At 42.9% G+C, this 20,174-nt stretch carries 23 protein-coding genes and 3 pseudogenes; 11 read left to right on the forward strand and 15 right to left on the reverse strand.

The window, feature by feature from the left end; genetic code table 11:
• Positions 1-44: 44 nt before the first annotated feature.
• Positions 45-185, reverse strand: coding sequence for a hypothetical protein (locus tag REG_RS13225; protein WP_176603359.1), 141 nt, complete (start codon positions 183-185; stop codon positions 45-47).
• Positions 186-252: 67 nt separating this feature from the next.
• On the opposite strand from REG_RS13225, the gene REG_RS12025 reads away from it, so the two are divergent.
• Positions 253-1,076, forward strand: a protein-coding gene (locus tag REG_RS12025; RefSeq protein ID WP_260200023.1) for an IS5-like element ISRein1 family transposase whose coding sequence is annotated in 2 segments (ribosomal slippage) — positions 253-640 and positions 640-1,076 — 825 coding nt in all. Because the reading frame shifts where the segments join, the coding sequence is not laid out codon by codon here.
• On the opposite strand, the gene REG_RS05010 is transcribed toward REG_RS12025, so the two are convergent.
• The gene (locus tag REG_RS05010) at positions 1,029-2,024 is read right to left on the reverse strand and encodes an IS3 family transposase (protein WP_087943383.1); all 996 of its coding nucleotides are present in this window, start codon (positions 2,022-2,024) and stop codon (positions 1,029-1,031) included. The two genes, REG_RS12025 and REG_RS05010, sit on opposite strands and share 48 nt — an antisense overlap.
• Complete coding sequence (locus REG_RS12030) at positions 1,978-2,271, reverse strand: hypothetical protein (RefSeq protein ID WP_006704759.1); 294 nt, start codon at positions 2,269-2,271, stop codon at positions 1,978-1,980. Before REG_RS12030 ends, REG_RS05010 begins: the two co-directional genes overlap by 47 nt.
• Positions 2,272-2,522: 251 nt before the next feature.
• On the opposite strand from REG_RS12030, the gene REG_RS05015 reads away from it, so the two are divergent.
• Positions 2,523-3,479, forward strand: coding sequence for an Rpn family recombination-promoting nuclease/putative transposase (locus REG_RS05015; RefSeq protein ID WP_006704718.1), 957 nt, complete (start codon positions 2,523-2,525; stop codon positions 3,477-3,479).
• Positions 3,480-3,618: 139 nt separating this feature from the next.
• Complete coding sequence (locus tag REG_RS05020; protein ID WP_006704719.1) at positions 3,619-3,801, forward strand: KilA-N domain-containing protein; 183 nt, start codon at positions 3,619-3,621, stop codon at positions 3,799-3,801.
• On the opposite strand, the gene REG_RS14155 is transcribed toward REG_RS05020, so the two are convergent.
• From REG_RS14155 to REG_RS05040, 6 genes and pseudogenes are all read right to left on the reverse strand, one after another.
• A complete protein-coding gene (locus REG_RS14155; RefSeq protein WP_260200205.1) occupies positions 3,798-3,989 on the reverse strand; it encodes a transposase in 192 nt (63 codons plus the stop codon). The genes REG_RS05020 and REG_RS14155 overlap by 4 nt on opposite strands.
• Entirely contained in the window at positions 3,982-4,230 is a 249-nt protein-coding gene (locus tag REG_RS14160) for a transposase (protein ID WP_260200036.1), read from the reverse strand. Before REG_RS14160 ends, REG_RS14155 begins: the two co-directional genes overlap by 8 nt.
• Positions 4,231-4,244: 14 nt before the next feature.
• On the reverse strand, positions 4,245-4,529 hold the full coding sequence (locus REG_RS05030; RefSeq protein ID WP_260200206.1) for a transposase: 285 nt from the start codon (positions 4,527-4,529) through the stop codon (positions 4,245-4,247).
• A 73-nt stretch (positions 4,530-4,602) separates the two neighbouring features.
• A complete protein-coding gene (locus REG_RS13230; RefSeq protein ID WP_176603443.1) occupies positions 4,603-4,770 on the reverse strand; it encodes a hypothetical protein in 168 nt (55 codons plus the stop codon).
• A 468-nt stretch (positions 4,771-5,238) separates the two neighbouring features.
• Positions 5,239-5,523 carry a HigA family addiction module antitoxin gene (locus tag REG_RS05035; protein WP_006704720.1) on the reverse strand — a complete coding sequence of 95 codons (285 nt, stop codon included), beginning with the start codon at positions 5,521-5,523 and terminating at the stop codon, positions 5,239-5,241.
• Positions 5,523-5,774, reverse strand: a pseudogene (locus REG_RS05040) (type II toxin-antitoxin system RelE/ParE family toxin). The gene REG_RS05035 and the pseudogene REG_RS05040 overlap by 1 nt, the downstream one beginning before the upstream one ends.
• Positions 5,775-5,994: 220 nt before the next feature.
• On the opposite strand from REG_RS05040, the gene REG_RS05045 reads away from it, so the two are divergent.
• Positions 5,995-7,230 carry an acetate kinase gene (locus tag REG_RS05045; protein ID WP_006704721.1) on the forward strand — a complete coding sequence of 412 codons (1,236 nt, stop codon included), beginning with the start codon at positions 5,995-5,997 and terminating at the stop codon, positions 7,228-7,230.
• On the forward strand, positions 7,215-9,380 hold the full coding sequence (pta, locus tag REG_RS05050; RefSeq protein WP_006704722.1) for a phosphate acetyltransferase: 2,166 nt from the start codon (positions 7,215-7,217) through the stop codon (positions 9,378-9,380). Before REG_RS05045 ends, pta begins: the two co-directional genes overlap by 16 nt.
• Before the next feature lie 197 nt (positions 9,381-9,577).
• On the opposite strand, the gene rpoS is transcribed toward pta, so the two are convergent.
• From rpoS to dacB, 3 genes and pseudogenes are all read right to left on the reverse strand, one after another.
• Positions 9,578-10,576 carry an RNA polymerase sigma factor RpoS gene (gene rpoS / locus REG_RS05055; RefSeq protein WP_006704723.1) on the reverse strand — a complete coding sequence of 333 codons (999 nt, stop codon included), beginning with the start codon at positions 10,574-10,576 and terminating at the stop codon, positions 9,578-9,580.
• Positions 10,577-10,630: 54 nt separating this feature from the next.
• Positions 10,631-11,605 (reverse strand): annotated as a pseudogene (nlpD, locus tag REG_RS05060) (murein hydrolase activator NlpD).
• Positions 11,606-11,816: 211 nt separating this feature from the next.
• The gene (gene dacB / locus REG_RS05070) at positions 11,817-13,301 is read right to left on the reverse strand and encodes a serine-type D-Ala-D-Ala carboxypeptidase (RefSeq protein WP_407078948.1); all 1,485 of its coding nucleotides are present in this window, start codon (positions 13,299-13,301) and stop codon (positions 11,817-11,819) included.
• Positions 13,302-13,519: 218 nt separating this feature from the next.
• Here dacB and REG_RS12035 point away from each other — a divergent pair, with 218 nt between their 5' ends.
• Together REG_RS12035 and greA are read left to right on the forward strand one after the other, a co-directional pair.
• The gene (locus tag REG_RS12035) at positions 13,520-13,708 is read left to right on the forward strand and encodes a hypothetical protein (RefSeq protein ID WP_141553618.1); all 189 of its coding nucleotides are present in this window, start codon (positions 13,520-13,522) and stop codon (positions 13,706-13,708) included.
• Positions 13,662-14,150 (forward strand): transcription elongation factor GreA, encoded by a 489-nt coding sequence (greA, locus tag REG_RS05075; RefSeq protein WP_006704725.1) that lies wholly within the window; start codon positions 13,662-13,664, stop codon positions 14,148-14,150. Before REG_RS12035 ends, greA begins: the two co-directional genes overlap by 47 nt.
• A 79-nt stretch (positions 14,151-14,229) precedes the next feature.
• Here greA and yhbY read toward each other — a convergent pair whose 3' ends face one another.
• A complete protein-coding gene (yhbY, locus tag REG_RS05080) occupies positions 14,230-14,523 on the reverse strand; it encodes a ribosome assembly RNA-binding protein YhbY (protein ID WP_006704726.1) in 294 nt (97 codons plus the stop codon).
• 213 nt (positions 14,524-14,736) lie between these two features.
• Here yhbY and rlmE point away from each other — a divergent pair, with 213 nt between their 5' ends.
• From rlmE to glmM, 4 genes are all read left to right on the forward strand, one after another.
• On the forward strand, positions 14,737-15,366 hold the full coding sequence (gene rlmE, locus REG_RS05085; protein ID WP_039907425.1) for a 23S rRNA (uridine(2552)-2'-O)-methyltransferase RlmE: 630 nt from the start codon (positions 14,737-14,739) through the stop codon (positions 15,364-15,366).
• Between the two features lie 57 nt (positions 15,367-15,423).
• On the forward strand, positions 15,424-17,331 hold the full coding sequence (gene ftsH, locus REG_RS05090; protein ID WP_087943385.1) for an ATP-dependent zinc metalloprotease FtsH: 1,908 nt from the start codon (positions 15,424-15,426) through the stop codon (positions 17,329-17,331).
• Positions 17,332-17,478: 147 nt separating this feature from the next.
• Complete coding sequence (folP, locus tag REG_RS05095) at positions 17,479-18,333, forward strand: dihydropteroate synthase (protein WP_006704729.1); 855 nt, start codon at positions 17,479-17,481, stop codon at positions 18,331-18,333.
• Positions 18,333-19,676 carry a phosphoglucosamine mutase gene (gene glmM / locus REG_RS05100; RefSeq protein ID WP_006704730.1) on the forward strand — a complete coding sequence of 448 codons (1,344 nt, stop codon included), beginning with the start codon at positions 18,333-18,335 and terminating at the stop codon, positions 19,674-19,676. The genes folP and glmM overlap by 1 nt, the downstream gene beginning before the upstream one ends.
• Here the strand turns inward: glmM and REG_RS13235 are convergent.
• Together REG_RS13235 and REG_RS05105 are read right to left on the reverse strand one after the other, a co-directional pair.
• A complete protein-coding gene (locus tag REG_RS13235) occupies positions 19,588-19,770 on the reverse strand; it encodes a hypothetical protein (protein ID WP_176603431.1) in 183 nt (60 codons plus the stop codon). The genes glmM and REG_RS13235 overlap by 89 nt on opposite strands.
• Before the next feature lie 65 nt (positions 19,771-19,835).
• A pseudogene (locus REG_RS05105) lies at positions 19,836-20,174 on the reverse strand (IS5-like element ISRein1 family transposase); the annotation flags it as partial.

The following is a 20,174-nucleotide window of genomic DNA, read 5'->3' on the forward strand; positions in this document are numbered from 1 at the left end:
TCTGCGGTAATTGTCAATGTAGTTGTCGCCCAGGATGTAAAATCCTAGGCTGCTTTTTTGGCGTCTGGTTTCACCTTTTTTTCTCTGGATTTTTGTGGATTTAAATGAACTTCTTTCACATACGGCCACTGACGGATTTGACCTGCCCAGCGTGTAGGGTTTGCAGCGCGTGCCTTTTCATACACTAGACCTCTTCGGAAACTAGCATTCATATAAGAATTTTGGTAAAACACTCCTGAACAAGGAGCCGCCATGAAATATGAAGTAATAAAAGTACTGGAAGAGGAAAAATTTCGTCGCTTAACGGGTGTTAAACGCAGTACATTTGAAAAGATGATAAAGATATTGAATGAAGCAGATAAGAGTAAGCAAGGGAAAGGAGGTCGGAAACCCAAGCGGGGTTTAGAAGAGCGCTTATTAATGGCACTGGAGTATATACGAGAATATCGCACTTATTTTCATGTCAGCCAAAGCTATGGCGTGAGTGAGAGCACATGCTATGAAACGATTAAATGGATAGAGAATACGCTAATAAAGCATCCTGATTTTGCCCTACCTGGACGCAAAGCTGTATTAAAAAGGGATAGGGAGTATGAGCTGGTTCTTATTGATGCCACAGAAACGCCGATTGAACGTCCCCAAAAAAACAAAAGCCGTTTTACTCAGGAAAAAAGAAACGACACACCTTAAAAACACAAGTGCTCGTTGATAAAAAAAGTAAAGCAGTCATCTGTACAAGCTTTACGAATGGGAGGCGCCATGATTTTAGGTTGTTTAAGGAGTCTGGTGTGCGAATACATCCTGACATCAAAACAGTTACCGATACAGGTTACCAAGGGCTTGGCAAGATTCATTCAAACTCGGCGTTGCCTAAGAAAAAGACAAAGAAAAATCCCTTAACAAAAGAAGATAAACGCAACAATCGTGCGTTATCAAGCCAGCGTGTATTAAACGAACATGTCATTGGTATGATTAAAAGATTTAAAATTGTATCAGACCGTTATCGAAACAGGCGAAAACGTTTTGGATTAAGATTTAATCTGATTGCTGCAATTTATAACATGGAAATTAGATAAATGATAGTTTCCGAAGAGGTCTACTGTGTTACGCTGAGCTAATAGGGCTTTATCAAGGCCTGCATGTCTTTGTGCAGGTGTGACAAATTCAATGGCACTGTGGCGATGCTCTTGATTATACCAGTGCACCACGTGTTCGACCCATGCGCGGGCGTCTTGAAGGTTGTCAAAAGGGTTAACCGGGTACTCAGGGCGATATTTTAGCGTCTTGAAGGCCGATTCAGAATAGGGATTGTCGTTGCTCAGGGAGGGTCGACTCAACGAAGTCGCTATTCCCAATGTTTCGAGCGTAAACAACAGGATAGCGCCTTTCATCGGGCTGCCGTTGTCGGAGTGTAGGGTGACTTGACCGGGCAAAATCCCCTCACGCTGACAAATATCTTTGATCATATCACTGGCATGTTGGGCACTTTCTTCAGCATATACCTGCCAACCGACAATCTTACGGCTAAAAATATCGAGGAAAAGGTAGAGGTAAAAATACTGGCCTTTAATACGGCTGGGGAGATAAGTGATATCCCAACTGTAGAGCTGGTTGGGCGCGGTGGCACAGAGTGCCCGAGGCTTAAAACGTGGTTTTGCCGGGCGTTCTGCTCGTCGATGCTTCAGTTGCCTGGCGTCCCGCAATACGCGATAAAAAGTGGATTCGGAGGCGAAATAGAGCCCTTCATCAGCCAACATCGGCACAATTTGACTCGGGGGTAAATGAGCAAATTTGGCCGAAGAGGTTATTTCCAGTAGCTTAGCCCGCTCACAGGGTGAGAGTTTGTGGGGCGGCGGCGCTGTTCGGCGCGTTCGGCCATCCACTTGCTCGATAGCTTTCTGCCAGCGCTGTAGGGTTCGCGTGCTTAGCCCAATCAGGAGACAAGCCTGTTGTTGCCGCGCTCCGGCCTGCGTTGATTCAGTAATCCACATCATAATAGACTGGCGCTGTTCGGGAATAATCATTTTTCCTCTTACTGCGTTGTGTTCGCTTCGGGTCACAAAAATCCGCGCGCCATTGCTTCAGGTGATGAACAAAAATACCCTGCCCCCTGCACCAAGAGGCGAGTTCACTTTCTGCTAAACAACTTCTTAGCTTCCTCGGCGGCACGTTAAGTTCATCCGCAATGGCTTTCATTGTACGCCCATTCCGATGATAAACCTTACACAGCGCCTGCTCTTTAAACTCTTCCGAATACGTCGGTTTTTCCATGATTATATCGCCTCTTTATTAGTTCCCATTAACGAAAATTAGAGGCGACAACTAGACTGACACTAGGGGAAACCGAAGTGCGCCTGTTTTTAGCTGAACTGGAAGAGAACATGGCCAAAATCAAAGCGTATGGGCGGGTGGCGTAATACTGCTGATGAAAAAATTCATCGTCTACTAATCATAATGCGTGTAAAGTTATTCGGTGATAAATCGACACCGTAAGGTAACTATAATCAGAGAGAAAACACGGAATGTCTAGCATATCAAAGCCCCATGACGCCCTTTTCAAGCGGTCGTTACAGCATAAACAAATTATGGTCGATTGGTTGGTGCATCATCTTCCAAAGGAAACATTAGCATTGATTGGTACTGCTACATTAAAGATGGCCTCCAGCGAATATGTCCCCAAATGGCCTGATACGCTGTACAGCGATATCGTTTACAGTTGCAAGATAGGCGGAAAGCCGGGCTATATCTACCTGGCGGCGGAGCACCAGAGCAGTGATGATGAGATGATGGCGTTTCGCATCCTGTGTTACGTTGTCGAGTTGATGAATAATCACCTGAAGCAAGGGCATAAAAAATTACCGATTGTGTTACCCCTGGTGCTGTATCACGGAGAAAAATCGCCTTATCCTTACTCAACAAAGATATGGGATTGCTTTGAGAATCCCGAATTAGCCAAAGCGATAGCACTCAAGCCCTTTCAACTCATTGATTTAACCGTCATGTCAGATGAAGAGATAAATCAACACGGTTTAGCGTCAGTGATGGAAATTTTGTTCAAACACTATCGCCAAAGGCAGTCACCTTTTAGCTGGTTAGGAGCCTTGTTATCGAAAGGCAAAATGACTACAATTTACAGACAAGTGAGCCCGGATTATTTTAAAGATGTCCTGCGGTACTTTATTGAAATATGTGGTAAAGCCAATGAAACCGGCACAGATGAGCTCGATAAAGCATTGGCACTGTGGGTTCAATCCGTTCCAAAGGAGGCACAGGAGGACGTTATGACATTTGCACAACAACTTGAAAAACGCGGTGAAGAGCGCGGTGAACAACGCGGCATGCGAAAGGGCATGCAACAGGGTCGTCAGGAAAGAAATGTAGAAATTGCCAAACAGCTTCTTGCCAGTAATGTTGATCGCTCCGTGATTAAAATGTCTACCGGACTTTCGGATGAAGAGCTTGACATGCTGTTACATTAAGTTTCTTTTCGCTCCCGCTCCCTATTTTCTAAGCTAACCGATACCGCCTACGCCAGTACGCGGTTTTTTTACGCCTGTTGATTCAATTAAACCAACACTTAATCCTTTCCCGATAGGCAATAATCAAGGAGAACTCACTATGCCTAAAGAAAATCTTCCCATCGTGGCCGGCATCATTGTCACCACCGATGCAATCGACCGTTTTAACCTTAATGCCATTCACAAAGCGAGTGGCGAAGGTGAACATAAACGGCCATCCAAATGGCTCGCCACCGCTCAATCTCAAGAACTGATACGGCTTATGCGGTATAAATTGATTTAAAATAAAGGGTCAGAAAACAAGGTATCGATATCACATAGTCGCTTTCTGCGAAGGGCTTTAGCTTGAGCCCATTTGTGCTCAATGGGATTCATGTCAGGAGAATACGTGGGGAGATATTCGAGAATAAAGCCAGCTTTCTGTATAGCAGTCTGGATGTCTTGGCGTTTATGGAAGCGCACATTATCCATCACAAGGACTGCCCCTGGAGGGGATTTTGGCAGTAAATCTTTGGGTGACCCAGGCATAAAAAATATCGCTGTTGATATGGCAGTCGAAGGTACAAACCGTAGTTAATTTTCCGTTAAGCTGTGCACCAATGACATTAGTACGTGCTTTGGCATGGCAATCGTGTTGGCCGTAACAGCGCTTCCCTTTCACTGAATAACCATAAAGACGCGGCATATCATGAGCAAAACCGCTTTCATCCACGTTAGCCCTGGAGCTTAGTCTGAAAATCTTTTCGAGCTTGGACGTCGGCTTTGGGGGGATAAAATGTTTTTTTTATAGCTAAAACCCGCCCGCTTTAAGGCATCACAGATACCCCTGGCACTCACACCCATCCGTGGCGCCCGCTCGTGCTGAGACGCGTCAGGGTAGGTTTCCACATCCAGAATCAACGCCGCTCTGTTTATTTTGGTAGCGGGTTTATTACGCGTCAAACAAGGCTCCAGGCGTTTCGCCCATCGCATCAAACTGGCACTTCCTACACCTTGGTATTTATAGGTCAATAAATCATTTCGATATTGTACGTCAATTTATAACACCTAAGCCATAACATAACAATGTGATTTTTAACACCCATCAGTACACCAATAGTACACTATTACCATTCAATATATTGATTTTATTACTAATAAGTCCAATCGAGCATCGGCGCGACGGAAAAACGATGGGCAGGGTATTTTGGCTCAGTGCCGCTGTTATCAATGGTTGGGGGGGGGGAGGGAGGGTTGCTTTATTTTCGTGCATTTTTTGTCTTTATGTCGTATTTTTTCTTTATGAGCACCCCATGCAGCACCCATAATACCCTTTCGAATTGACGTTTCTACTGACTCACTAGCCCGGGTATGGCACTGTTAACAAAGTGTATTCATATAACTTGTTGAAATAATTATAATTTAAATACATTTAAAGTAAACGGTTCCTCTTTAAAAAAACAGATAAATCGATTTTTTATGGCAGCGATCGGCGAATTCTTTCAATGATGAAGCCGATCACAAAAAGTATTATTTTTATCTCATCATTATTTTATGCGTCCTAAATATTTTTATAAATTCTTTTTTATTCAATAGTTTAACTTTGTTAACAGTGCCATAGCCAAATCAGTTTAATTTGATTCTGTGTTGTCGTCGCCTACCGTACTATTTGTACTGTCTGCGCTCCTCCGCCTTGAATCAAATTAAACTGATTCGGCTATAACGTCCCAGGGCAGTGATATCAGGCAAAAGCCAATTTGTGCAAATGACTGATGTCTATCTTTTGTCTGGCTTCATGCAAACTGTAATTTGTCTGTATTTTTAACCAGGTTTCAGGGGTACTGCCAACAACGGCTGACAGTCTCAATGCCATTTCCGGCGTGACTGTGGTTTGACCAGATAGCAACCGACTGGCTGTTGACGGTGCTATATCCATTGCTTTTGCGAACTGTCGGAGACTCACATGCATGTCTTTCAGTGTTTCTGCAATAATTTCGCCAGGGTAGGCAGGGTTAGCCATTCTCATTAGTGATAATCCTCCAAGTTGAGAATTTCTGCATCACCATCAATAAATCTGAAAGTAATACGCCAGTTACCGGAAACACTAATTGACCAGATGTCTTTACGATCACCTCGTAGCCAGGCATGTCGATTCCGTCTATGCAGTCATACGGTAAGCCGTGTTTTTATACGGTTAACCAATTGCTGCTCAATGCCACTGCTATCGTATTTGAGGAAAAACTTTTTCAACCCTTTATGCTTAAAGCTTTTTATCATGACATCATCCATGCTCCTCAATATGGAACAGCATAGCATGTGTTCCATATCGTGCAGCACTCTTTGAATTTTGTGGTGCTAATTTTCATCAATTAAGCGCAGCTCAATGAAGATTTCGAATATATTTTGTTTTTAATGCAGGCTATCGGTATTCTAGCTAATCGACAATCTTTAAGCTTGTCATTTTTTTGGTCTATTAAAAAACGTATAGGTACTTTGCATGTCAACAAGTCAATTGGTACTGGTTCTTAACTGCGGTAGCTCCTCGCTCAAATTCGCTATTATCGACCCCACCGACGGCACAGAACATCTGTCTGGTTTAGCCGAATGTCTTCATCTTTCTGATGCGCGGATTAAATGGAAGATCGAGGGTAATAAAGAAGAAGAAAAGTTAAACGCCAATGCCACCCACAAAGATGCGCTCAATTTTATGGTTAATACTATTTTGAAGGGAAAAGAAGCGCTACTTAGCCAAATAAAGGCCATTGGTCACCGGGTAGTCCACGGCGGTGAAAAATTTACCCGCTCGGTAATTATTAACAAGGATGTCATCAAAGGTATTGAAGAGGCTATCCCTTTTGCGCCTTTACATAATCCTGCGCATTTGATCGGTATCGATGAAGCGTTAAAAGCGTTCCCTGATTTAGAAGAAAAAAACGTGGCGGTATTTGATACCGCTTTTCATCAAACCATGCCAGAAGCCTCTTACCTTTATGCCCTGCCTTATTCTCTATATGAAAAGCATGGCATCCGCCGTTACGGCGCTCACGGCACCAGCCATGATTATGTTAGTAAGCAAGCGGCTAAAAAATTAAACAAAAAGATCAATGAACTCAATGTTATCACTTGCCATTTAGGTAATGGTGGATCAGTGGCCGCAATATGTAACGGTCAATGTGTCGATACCTCGATGGGACTCACCCCCTTGGAAGGGTTGGTGATGGGGACACGTTGTGGTGATATCGATCCTGCGATTATTTTTTATCTCTATAATTCTCTCGGAATGAGCATGGAGCAAATTAATACCTTACTCACCAAAGAATCAGGGTTATTCGGTCTAACCGAAAAGACCAGCGATTGTCGTTACGTTGAGGATAACTGTGCAACTCACGATAATGCTAAACGGGCGATGGATGTTTTTTGCCACCGCTTAGCAAAATATATTGCGTCTTACACCACACTGATGGAAGGCCGTTTAGATGCGATTATCTTCACCGGAGGCATTGGCGAAAACTCAGCGCCAATCCGTAAACGCACGCTAGATAAATTGGCGCTGTTAGGTTTTAAAATTGATGACGAAAAAAATATCAAAGCCTGCTTTGGCAAATCAGGGGACATTACTAAAGAGGGTAGCCGCTTAGCGATGGTCATTCCAACCAATGAAGAGCTCTCCATTGCACAAGATACGGCACGTTTGACTGGAATAGCGGAGGAGACACCATGTCCCGTAAAGTGATGTTAATTCCCATCAGTTCAGGGGTTGGCTTAACCAGTGTTAGTTTGGGTATTATCCGGGCGATGGAGCAAAAAGGGGTCGATTTAAACGTCTTCAAACCTATTGCCCAGCCCTGTGTAGATGACAATGATAAGCTCGATAATACCATCGCCATCATTCGTGCCAATTCCAATATCAATGTTGTCGAGCCATTAAAAATACGTGATGTTGAAAAATGCTTAAGTGCTAATCAGCAAGACCGGTTAATGGAAAAGATTGTGGCTCGTTACCACAAACATACCCAAAAAGCAGGGGTGGTATTGATAGAAGGTTTAATGCCAACGCCTAAACATCCTTTTGCTAACACCCTGAATTACCAAATTGCCAAAACGTTACACGCTGAAATTGTTTTCGTTTTAGCTCTGGGTAATCATTCACACGATCAACTAAAACAACAAATTGAAATCGCCTGTTCCAGCTTTGGAGGTAAAAAAAATAAAAATATTACCGGGGTGATTATTAATAAATTGAACGCGCCTGTTGATAAGCAAGGTCGTACTCGTCCCGATTTATATGAAATTTTTGATGATTCAAGCAAAAATAATACGACGGTAATTGATCCGACTAAATTATTTGGCAATGATACCCTGCCGATATACGGGTTCATCCCCTGGAATATTGATCTTATTGCGACCCGTGCTATCGATCTATGCCGACATCTAAATGCCAGCATTATTAATAAAGGTGAAATTGATACCCGTCGGGTTAAATCTATTACCTTTTGCGCCCATAGCCTGCCTAATATGTTGTCACAGTTTCGCCCCAATTCGTTACTGGTGACCTCTGCTGATCGCCCTGATGTATTGGTTGCAGCCTGTTTAGCCGCCATGAATGGTGTTGAAATTGGCGCTATTCTATTGACGGGTGGGTACCAGATGGTTGAATCCATTAAGCAACTTTGTCAACGTGCTTTCCAGACTGGCTTACCGATATTTATGGTCGAGACGAATAGCTGGCAAACCTCCCTCAATTTGCAGAATTTCAGTCTAGCGGTGCCCGCAGATGATAATGATCGTGTTGAAAAAATACAAAACTATGTAGCCAGTCACATTAGCAGCACTTGGATCGATTCACTAAGCGTTGCATCTAAGCGTTCTTACCGTCTGTCGCCCCCCGCTTTCCGTTATGAATTGACTGAATTGGCGCGAAAAGCGGCTAAAAGTATCGTACTGCCTGAAGGAGAAGAAAAACGTACCGTGAAAGCCGCCGCCATTTGTGCTGAACTCGGCATCGCTGAATGTGTATTGCTCGGCGATCCCGCCGAAATACAGCGAATAGCTGCCGCTCAGGGGGTGGTATTAGGCAAGAATATTCATTTAATCGATCCAAAACTGGTGCGGGAAGATTATGTTTCACGGTTAGTTGAATTACGTAAAAGTAAAGGTATGACTGAAGTTATCGCGCGTAGTCAGTTGGAAGATAATGTTATTTTAGCGACCTTGATGCTTGAACGTGGCAAAACATTTAATCAGATAAAAATTGATGGTTTGGTTTCTGGCGCTGTGCACACTACAGCTAACACCATCCGTCCTGCATTACAATTGATTAAAACATGGCCAGGCTGTTCATTGGTTTCATCTGTGTTTTTTATGTTACTGCCGGATCAAGTATTAGTGTACGGTGATTGTGCTATCAACCCCGATCCGACAGCAGAACAACTTGCAGAAATTGCGATTCAGTCCGCAGATTCAGCCACATCATTTGGTATTGAACCCCGTGTTGCCATGATATCCTACTCCACAAAAGATTCAGGGGCAGGGAGCGATGTAGAAAAGGTACGTGAAGCGACGCTTTTAGCACAAAAGAAACGGCCGGATCTGATAATTGATGGCCCATTACAGTACGACGCAGCAATTATGGCTGATGTAGCCAAATCTAAAGCACCTGATTCCAAGGTAGCGGGTCGAGCGACGGTATTTATTTTCCCTGACTTAAATACCGGTAACACCACTTATAAAGCCGTACAACGTTCTGCTGATTTAGTTTCTATCGGCCCCATGCTGCAAGGGATGCGTAAACCGGTAAACGATTTATCGCGTGGCGCATCGGTCGATGACATTGTATACACCATAGCGTTAACGGCGATCCAATCTCACCAAGCAACCCGTTGAAAAAATCGGCATAGGGGACGGCTCTAAGAGCCTGTTCCAAATCTTCTTGAGTGGCCTTAATTGATCAAAAAACGGGCGAAAAAACGTCATTGCCTTCTTTGTAAAAAACAAGGGAGTAAATGCGGATTTTGAGCCCTTTTTTGACAAAAGACTGCTTGCAAAGCCGTAGTGAGAGCGGTAATCACAGGACAGTAAAATTATTGCCTAAATAATGCTTCAATGCACAAACCCTGGGTTTGTAGAATTTCACGTAGACGGCGTAGCCCTTCAACTTGTATTTGGCGAACACGTTCACGGGTTAATCCGATTTCTTTGCCAACATTTTCAAGCGTTGCCGCTTCATATCCCAACAAACCAAAACGACGAGCCAGTACTTCTCGTTGTTTTGCATTAAGTTCAAATAACCATTTAACGATACTGTGCTTCATGTCATCATTTTGCGTCGTATCTTCCGGTCCATTTTCACTGTCATCTGAAAGGATATCTAATAACGCTTTTTCTGAATCTCCCCCTAACGGAGAGTCAACTGAAGTGATACGTTCATTAAGACGTAGCATACGGCTTACATCATCAACCGGTCTATCGAGTTGCTCAGCAATTTCTTCAGCACTCGGTTCATGATCCAATTTATGAGCAAGTTCGCGAGCAGTACGCAAATAAACATTTAATTCTTTTACAATATGGATGGGTAAGCGAATCGTTCGGGTTTGATTCATAATTGCCCGCTCAATCGTTTGACGTATCCACCAGGTGGCGTAGGTCGAAAAACGAAAGCCGCGTTCAGGATCAAATTTTTCTACTGCACGAATCAGCCCTAGATTCCCTTCTTCAATTAAATCAAGCAACGCTAAACCACGGTTACCGTAACGTCGCGCAATTTTGACTACCAGCCGTAAATTACTTTCTATCATTCGTCTCCGTGATTGTTGATCGCCACACAATGCACGCCTTGCAAAATAAACTTCTTCTTCCGCAGTCAACAACGGCGAATAGCCAATTTCACCAAGATAGAGCTGGGTTGCATCCAACACACGTTGAGTAACATTTTGTAGCAGCAGATCATCTTCTTCCAATTCATCTTCAAGAATTTCGTCTTCCATTGATGATTTTTCATCAAACATTCCAAGAACCGAACTTTCTTCATCAAAATCGGGCTCCTCATGTAACTCGTTAACTTTCAGCGTATTTTCACTCATATGCTGCTCCTAGCGGTGATACCGAGAACAGAATTTCAACACATTCTGTCCAATTTATCGCTGCGGAAGAGAATGCAGCGGGTTGACGGGGTTCCCTTTATAACGAATTTCAAAATGCAATTTAACTGAATGGGTTCCCGTATTACCCATGGTAGCTATTTTTTGCCCTGCTTTGACTTCTTTTTCTTCTTTGACCAATATTGCATCGTTGTGAGCATAGGCACTGAGATAATCATCACTGTGTTTAATGATGATCAAATTACCGTAACCACGCAGTGCATTACCAGAATAGACGACCTTTCCACCAGCAGCCGCAAATATAGGCTGCTGGCGCTTACCTGCGATCTCTATTCCTTTGTTACCTTTTGGATCTTAGTTGCCGATGATTTTTCCATCGGCTGGCCATTGCCATCTAACCATAGGGTTGCTATTACTAGCCTCTTCTTTAGGAGAGCTTGGTGTGCTAATAGCAGATTTCGCAACAGAAATGGAACTTTTTGGTAACATTGTACCAACATTTTGTTTACTTGAATTTGCAGAGTACCTGTTAGTTGATTCAAAATCAATTGTTGGGGCTGGTATTTTATTCGAGAGAGGAGATGAGGTTTTTGGCTCTGATCCATGGCCTAATTTAATGGATTGCCCCACGCTGAGATGATAGGGTTCAGCAATATTGTTCTTACTGGCTAAATCACGGTAATCATTTCCTGTTATCCAGGCAACATAAAACAAAGTATCACCATGATTCACAGTATAAGTATCAGCGTTGTAACTTCCTTTAGGGATAGTATCGTAACTACGATCATAGATGATAGAGCTCTTAACCAACGGCGTCTTATCAATGACGGATTTATCAATGACAGGTTTTTTAATAACACTCTGAGGTATTTTTTCTCTCTCCACAGATTCTTGTATCACACTTTTATTACTGGCCGCCCTAATCGGAGCAGGGGGGGTGACGTTATTACTGCAACCAACCAACCATAAAACCACCACTGTACATACCACAATTCGGCGTAAAAGAATCATAGGGCTTTCCGTGCTCATATTTTTTCCTCATTATCATGGCAGAGTTTTTTTTTTTAGCCTTGTTAAAGAAAATGTCGAATATACCCTTCGCCTTTGAAGTCGCCGTGTTGTTGGCTGTGATCCCTCGCCCTCATGGTATGTCTACGCTCATCGGTCGCCCGCTCTGGCAGCCGAAGGCAACTTCAAAGGCGAAGGGCATAGACTCTAAGACTCAATTATTTTTGTAAATATCCTTATAAAGACGACTTTCAAAGCGAAGCAAGGGTACCCGTCGATTACGTTGTGCTTCAGGAGGTACAGCATACCCCGACAAAAACTGTACAAAGGCCATACGTTGCCCACTAGCGGTAGTGATAAAACCCGCTAAATTATAAACACCTTGTAACGCGCCGGTTTTAGCTGAAACTTTGCCAGTAACCCCTGCTTCGTGCAGGCTGCCTCGATAGAGCAAAGTCCCATCATGACCTGATAAAGGTAACATTGAAATAATGTTTAGTTTCTTATCGTTCTGAGCAATATATTGCAATACTTGCATCATAGTAGTAGGAGAAAGCAAATTGTGACGCGATAAGCCTGATCCATCCACCACAATACTATTGCCCAAATCGATACGCGCTTTTTCTCTTAATACCTGCCGAACAGCATTAGCGCCCGCTCTCCAGGTCCCAGGTACATCGAAACGTTGATGACCTATAGTGCGAAAAATACTGTCGGCAATTAAATTATCTGATTTCTTCAACATGGCTTTTAGCAATTGGGGCAAAGGCGCGGATTGAACTTGTGCCAATATGTTATTTTTTGGCTTACTCTTATTTAAAAAAGTTGTTGCAGCGATAGTTTGCTGCCGTAAATGACCATCAAGTTGAATACCGGCTTTTTTTAATTCATTTTTGAGAATTGCACCGGCATAACTGGCGCCATTTTGTATGGCTATAGCAAGACGTATGGGATCCTCTCGCCGTGTCAAACAACCTCGGAGGGTAAACTGGTTTAATTCACCCGGAACAATGTCTAGTTCACAATATTGTGCCTCCACTGATCCTTTAGCCAAAGTGCGAACTTCACTAGACACTTGTACAGGATAAGAATAAGGCTCAACAAATGCTGTATTACCGGGATCTTGTGCGCTCTGGAGAGAAACAAAAAAACAGTTACGATCAATAATAGCAGCAGCAGGTGGGGTGCTAAAACATTGAACCGTATCGTTCCAAGACCAACCTGGTGCCATATCGTGACTAGAAAAAACAGAGGTATCGACTATAAAGTTGCCGGTGATCCGCCGGATACCTGTCTTTTTAAGTGTGGTGATCATATCGCGTAATTGCTGACGAGTTAACGTCGGATCACCACTAAAACGGATAATCAAATCGCCCGACAGCGCACCATTGGTGACAGTGGCAGGACTTTCTAATGTCGTTGTAAAACGGAAATCAGCCCCCAGTTGTAATAAAGCCGCAAGTGCTGTTAATACTTTCTGCGTACTGGCGGGTAATGCCATACGATCAGCATGGTAATTTATAAGCGGGGTTTTGGAACCTATTTTCTGTACTATCAGCGCAAGATTGGCACCATCAGGAAGAGAGGGTATATAGCTTTCAATGGGCTCTGCATGAACACGCATATTACAACACAGCATCATTATCGTAACGGTATAAGCCAATCTATTCACAATTCGTGACAGGTAGGTAATTTTCATAAACGCTAGGTTAGGGTGGCAACACAAATATTTAAAAGTGTAATAAATAATAGCATGCTACAACAGGATAAGAGTGAAAACTAAAAGTCTATTTGAAATTAAACGGTGATTACAAAAGAACTCTACGTTAAAATGAATTCCAAAAAAATCAGGTGTATTTTACTCCGGAGTAATTGGCTCTGACTGTTTTTTTGTAATGACTATTATACCCCTCGCTCTTGAAGTTGTCGCTAGGCGGCCAGGGTGACCGACCGATGAGCGTAGATAGACTACGTGATTCGGCGAGTACCCGCAGCCAACAACGCGGCAGCTTCAAAGGCGAAGGGTATAAAATAAAATCGATGTTAGAGGTAATAAGCTATGGCACAGATTCCGATGACGGTTTGTGGCGAAGAAAAATTGCGTAAAGAGTTGGAATATTTAAAAAATAAGCGGCGTCAGGAGATCATTACTGCTATTGCTGAGGCACGCGCACACGGTGATTTAAAAGAAAATGCAGAGTACCATGCTGCTCGCGAGCAACAAGGATTTTGCGAAGGCCGCATTCAAGAAATTGAGACTAAACTGTCTAATGCTCAAGTAATAGATGTCACTGAAATAGTCAATAATGGCAGAATAATTTTTGGATCAACAGTGACTGTCCTTAATATTGCTACAGATGAAGAGTATATTTATCGTATTGTTGGCGATGACGAAGCTAATGCTAAACAAAATTTAATTTCGGTCAACTCACCCATGGCGCGTGGTTTGATCGGTAAACAGATCGATGATACGACGGTGATTACAACACCAGGTGGTGACATCGAATATGAAATTATTGCAGTAGAATATTTATCCGACACGCCGTAAAGCCCGACCTTTCAGAGGCTGCCGCCTAGCGGCAACTTCAAAGGCAAACGGTATAAACAAAGATATAAAATGGTAATCATTAACGTGGTAACACTATCTTGCGATCTTTAGCGGGGCGATAAAGAACAAGAATATTACCAATAATTTGCACGATAGTTGCGTTGGTTTTATCAACAATGGTATCAGCGATGTTGGATTTAGTTTCACGTTTTTCAGTAGTAATTTTTATCTTGATAATTTCATGATGTTCTAGGGTTTGTTCAATTTCTGCTAACACCGCTTTGGTTAATCCATTATTGCCAATCATCACCACCGGTTTTAGTGGATGAGCGATGCTTTTCAAGTGTTGTTTTTGTTTATTATTTAAATTCATTGTCTTTTTTACTTAAATTGGGATTGAAAACGGCGTATTCTAACGCCATCTTAAGCAGATGCCAAAGCGCTTTACTCCAATCTAGCGTATATGTGAGATTAATGTCCTATCTTGTTGTCGGAAATTTATCCTAAATGGGTTTTACTTCTCCAACCGTTAGGCTGAGGAAGATATTAATAAAATGTTTTGTGAATAATATAGTTGGAAAATAGCATGGCTAATAAAAAGCGTTCTGCTAGCTCTAGCCGCTGGTTACAAGAACATTTTAGCGATAAATATGTATTGCAGGCACAGAAAAAAGGGCTGCGCTCACGCGCTTGGTTTAAACTTGATGAAATACAACGAAGTGATAAACTTTTTAAACTGGGTATGACTGTTGTTGATTTAGGTGCCGCCCCTGGAGGCTGGTCACAATACGCTGTCAGCCAGGTCGGAGAAAAAGGGCGTGTTGTTGCCTGTGATATACTGCCCATGGATCCCATCGTCGGAGTAGATTTTCTTCAAGGCAATTTTTGTGATGAGTCTATATTAAATGCTTTGCTTGAGCGAGTAGGTGATAAAAAAGTTCAAGTAGTGATGTCTGATATGGCGCCAAACATGAGCGGCACTCCAGAAATTGACATACCGAGAGCGATGTATCTAGTTGAATTAGCATTAGATATGTGTCGTTCTATACTTGCACCGGGCGGTGGTTTTTTGGTGAAAGTGTTGCAGGGAAGTGGCTTTGATGAATACCTACGGGAAATGCGTTCCCTATTTATGAAGGTTAAAGTTCGTAAGCCAGATGCTTCACGTGCACGATCACGTGAGGTGTACATTGTAGCGACGGGACGAAAACTATAGTACCCTAACCGCTGTTTGTTAACACAGTTGTAATATGAGGTTAATCCCTTGAATAACATGGCGAAAAACCTAATACTCTGGTTAGTTATCGCAGTTGTATTGATGACTTTATTCCAGAGTTTTGGTCCCAACGAATCAAATGGGCGTAGAGTAGATTACTCTACTTTCATGTCTGATGTAATCCAAGATCAGGTTCGTGAAACACGGATAAATGGGCGTGAAATTAACGTTAAAAAGAAAGATAACAGCAGATATACGACCTTTATACCTGTCAATGATCCTAAGCTATTAGACACTTTATTGGCAAAAAATGTAAAAGTTGCTGGAGAACCACCAGAAGAACAAAGTTTATTGGCTTCTATTTTTATTTCCTGGTTCCCGATGTTGTTGTTAATCGGGGTCTGGATTTTCTTCATGCGTCAAATGCAAGGCGGAGGGGGCAGAGGTGCCATGTCCTTTGGCAAAAGCAAAGCACGCATGTTGACTGAAGATCAGATAAAAACGTCTTTTTCAGATGTTGCAGGTTGTGATGAAGCAAAAGAAGAAGTGAGTGAACTGGTTGAATACTTACGTGATCCTGGGCGTTTTCAAAAGCTAGGCGGTAAGATTCCGAAAGGCGTCTTGATGGTGGGACCGCCAGGAACCGGTAAAACTTTGCTGGCAAAAGCTATTGCTGGAGAAGCCAAAGTCCCCTTCTTTACTATTTCCGGCTCTGATTTCGTTGAAATGTTTGTCGGGGTCGGCGCATCACGTGTCCGTGATATGTTTGAGCAAGCAAAAAAGACCGCGCCCTGTATCATTTTTATCGATGAAATCGATGCGGTAGGTCGGCAGCGAGGGGCGGGGTTAGGCGGAGGACACGATGAACGTGAACAAACGCTAAATCAAATGTTGGTCGAGATGGATGGCTTTGAAGGTAACGAAGGTATTATCGTGATCGCCGCAACCAATCGCCCTGATGTGCTTGATCCAGCATTGCTGCGCCCTGGCCGTTTTGATCGCCAAGTAGTGGTGGGGCTACCTGATGTGCGGGGTCGTGAACAAATTTTAAAAGTACATATGCGCCGTGTACCACTTGAAATTGATATGGATGCATCAGTTATTGCCCGCGGTACTCCTGGTTTTTCTGGTGCTGATTTAGCTAATTTAGTGAATGAAGCCGCCCTCTTTGCCGCTCGTAGCAATAAAAATGCGGTTTCTATGGTTGAGTTTGAAAAAGCCAAAGATAAAATTATGATGGGTGCAGAGCGGCGCTCAATGGTGATGACTGAAGAACAAAAGGAAGCTACCGCCTATCATGAAGCGGGACACGCGATAATCGGTCGTTTGGTACCAGAACATGATCCGGTACATAAAGTCACTATTATTCCGCGCGGGCGTGCACTTGGCGTAACTTTCTTCTTGCCGGAAGGAGATGCTATCAGTGCTAGCCGTCAGAAATTGGAAAGCCAAATATCTACTTTATACGGCGGGCGCCTCGCTGAAGAGCTCATCTATGGTACGGAGAAGGTTTCTACAGGTGCCTCAAATGATATTAAAGTTGCCACTTCTATCGCACGTAATATGGTAACCCAATGGGGTTTTTCCGAAAAATTGGGGCCTTTATTGTATGCAGAAGAAGAAGGCGAAATATTCTTAGGCCGTTCGGTAGCAAAAGCAAAGCATATGTCTGATGAAACCGCACGGATTATCGATCAAGAAGTCAAACTGATTATCGAGCGTAATTATCAACGTGCTCGTAGCTTATTAATGAAAAATATGGATGTTTTACATACGATGAAAGCGGCCTTGATGAAATATGAAACCATCGATGCGCCCCAGATTGACGACCTGATGAACCGTGAATCAGTAATTCGTGTACCGGCCGGTTGGGATGATGTAACAAAGGATAAACCGTCTGATAACGATGATCTCCCTACCGTAGATGATTCACCTACACCGGACACCAGCAATCCTCTATCGTAATACTGAGATGAGATCATTTTAATAAATATTGTTGAGGTAAATAATGGCTTTGGGCAAAAAATTCCCAAGGCCATTATTTTATGCCGTGCTCAATTTATTTAAATAAGAAAATGCTTAACTAGCAAATCTTAAATAGAGTGAAACTTTATGAAGTTAACTGCTAAAAATCAGGTCTTAGATCTCAGCCAACCGCAAATCATGGGTATATTGAATGTCACTCCTGATTCATTTTCCGATGGAGGACAATACCGTAGCCTCGATAATGCATTACAACATGCCAAAATGATGATCACAGAAGGCGCAACCTTGATTGATATTGGTGGTGAATCGACTCGACCAGGGGCAACACCGGTGAGTGTAAAAGAAGAGCTTGATCGCGTGATCCCCGTGATTAAGTGTTTAGCAACAGAGGAGCTAGTAATAAAGCGTAAAATTTGGCTGTCTGTTGATACTTCTAAGGCAGCGGTTATCACTGAAGCCGCTAAGAATGGCGCTCACTTAATCAACGATGTACGGGCACTACAAGAACCAGGGGCATTGGAGGCAGCGGCAGCAACCGGTCTACCGGTTTGTCTCATGCACATGCAGGGTACACCGGATAATATGCAAGTAGCGCCCAATTATGAAAATTTATTTGATCAAATAAATCAATTTTTCCAGCAACGTATCAAAAGCTGTACAACGGCGGGTATCGCACAAGAGAAATTAATACTGGATCCCGGTTTTGGTTTTGGGAAAAGTTTAGAACATAACTACCAACTATTAGCACAGCTAGAAAAATTTCATCATTTTAATTTGCCGTTATTAGTCGGGATATCAAGAAAATCGATGGTAGGACAATTAGTCAAGGCTCTCCCCGCACAGCGGGTTACAGGCAGTATCGCTTGTGCGGTGATCGCAGCGATGCAAGGAGCAAAAATTATTAGAGTGCATGACGTTAAGGAAACCGTTGAGGCAATGCATATCGTCAAAGCAACACTGATATCGAAGGAACAAAATTAATGACCAATCACCGTAAATACTTTGGTACCGATGGCATTCGTGGCAAAGTTGGCGAGGCGCCGATTACCCCTGAATTTGTATTAAAGCTCGGATGGGCTGCTGGTCAAGTGCTTGCGTGCCATGGCTCTCGTAAAATAATTGTCGGCAAAGATACCCGTATTTCCGGTTATATGTTGGAATCTGCGCTGGAAGCCGGTTTGGCGGCAGCGGGGTTATCGACATTACTGACTGGCCCGATGCCAACACCTGCCATCGCTTATTTGACCCGAACCTTTAGGGCTGAAGCCGGTATTGTTATTTCAGCTTCTCATAATCCTTTCGATGACAATGGCATTAAATTTTTTTCGATTGATGGAACGAAATTGCCTGATGAAATAGAAGAGGCTATTGAAGTAGAAATGCAAAAACCTCTGACTTGCGTTAAATCAGCTGAATTAGGTAAAGCCAGTAGAATTGTCGATGCGGCAAGGCGTTATATCGAATTTTGTAAAGCAACATTTCCGAATGCACTTAACCTGAATAATTTAAAAATTGTCGTCGATTGTGCCCATGGTGCAACCTATCATATTGCCCCTATTGTATTAGAAGAATTAGGCGCAACCGTCATTACTATCAATGCTGAACCCGATGGCATGAATATTAATGAAGAATGTGGTGCAACTAATACCCGCTTATTGCAACAACATGTTATTAATCAAAAAGCCGATTTAGGATTGGCGTTTGATGGTGATGGTGATCGACTAATAATGGTCGATAATAAGGGGAATAGAATAGATGGTGACCAAATTCTTTTCATTGTTGCTCGCGAAAAATTACGTCAAAGGCAATTAGAAGGAGGGGTAGTAGGGACTTTGATGAGTAATATGGGGTTAGAGCGAGGGCTAAAACAATTGGGTATCCCTTTTATACGCTCGCAGGTGGGTGACCGCCATGTACTAGAGAAAATGAATGAAAACGGCTGGCGAATGGGAGCGGAGAACTCGGGTCATGTCATTTTGTTAGATCACACCACCACAGGGGACGGCATCGTAGCCGGTTTGCAAGTGCTGGCCGCCATGGTGCGTAACAAGATGAGTTTGCATGATCTCTGTCGTGATATAAAACTATTGCCCCAAATTTTGGTCAACGTGCATTTTTCAGGGCATCATAACCCATTGGAATCAGCGGCAGTGACCGAAGTAACCAAACAAATTGAAGCTGATTTAGCAGCTCAAGGACGTGTGTTGTTACGTAAATCAGGTACTGAGCCATTAATTAGAGTGATGGTTGAAGCTGATAGAGATGAAAAGCAAGTGAGATTGTTAGCAAATCGCATCGCAGAGGTAATAAAGACAGTCGGTTAACGACTAGAGGGGCAAGTTTATACCCTTCGCCTTTCAAGTTACGGCTTTGTTGTCTGCGGGTGCTCGCCGAATCACGTAGTATGTCTACGCTCATCGGTCGGTCGCCCTTGCCGCCTTGCCGTCACTCGAAATTCATTAGACCTCTTCGGAAACTATCATTTATCTAATTTCCATATTATAAATTGCAGCAATCAGATTAAATCTTAATCCAAAACGTTTTCGCCTGTTTCGATAACGGTCTGATACAATTTTAAATCTTTTAATCATACCAATGACATGTTCGTTTAATACACGCTGGCTTGATAACGCACGATTGTTGCGTTTATCTTCTTTTGTTAAGGGATTTTTCTTTGTCTTTTTCTTAGGCAACGCCGAGTTTGAATGAATCTTGCCAAGCCCTTGGTAACCTGTATCGGTAACTGTTTTGATGTCAGGATGTATTCGCACACCAGACTCCTTAAACAACCTAAAATCATGGCGCCTCCCATTCGTAAAGCT

It is taken from the genome of Candidatus Regiella insecticola LSR1 (genome assembly GCF_000143625.1).
GTDB classification, from domain to species: domain Bacteria; phylum Pseudomonadota; class Gammaproteobacteria; order Enterobacterales; family Enterobacteriaceae; genus Regiella; species Regiella insecticola.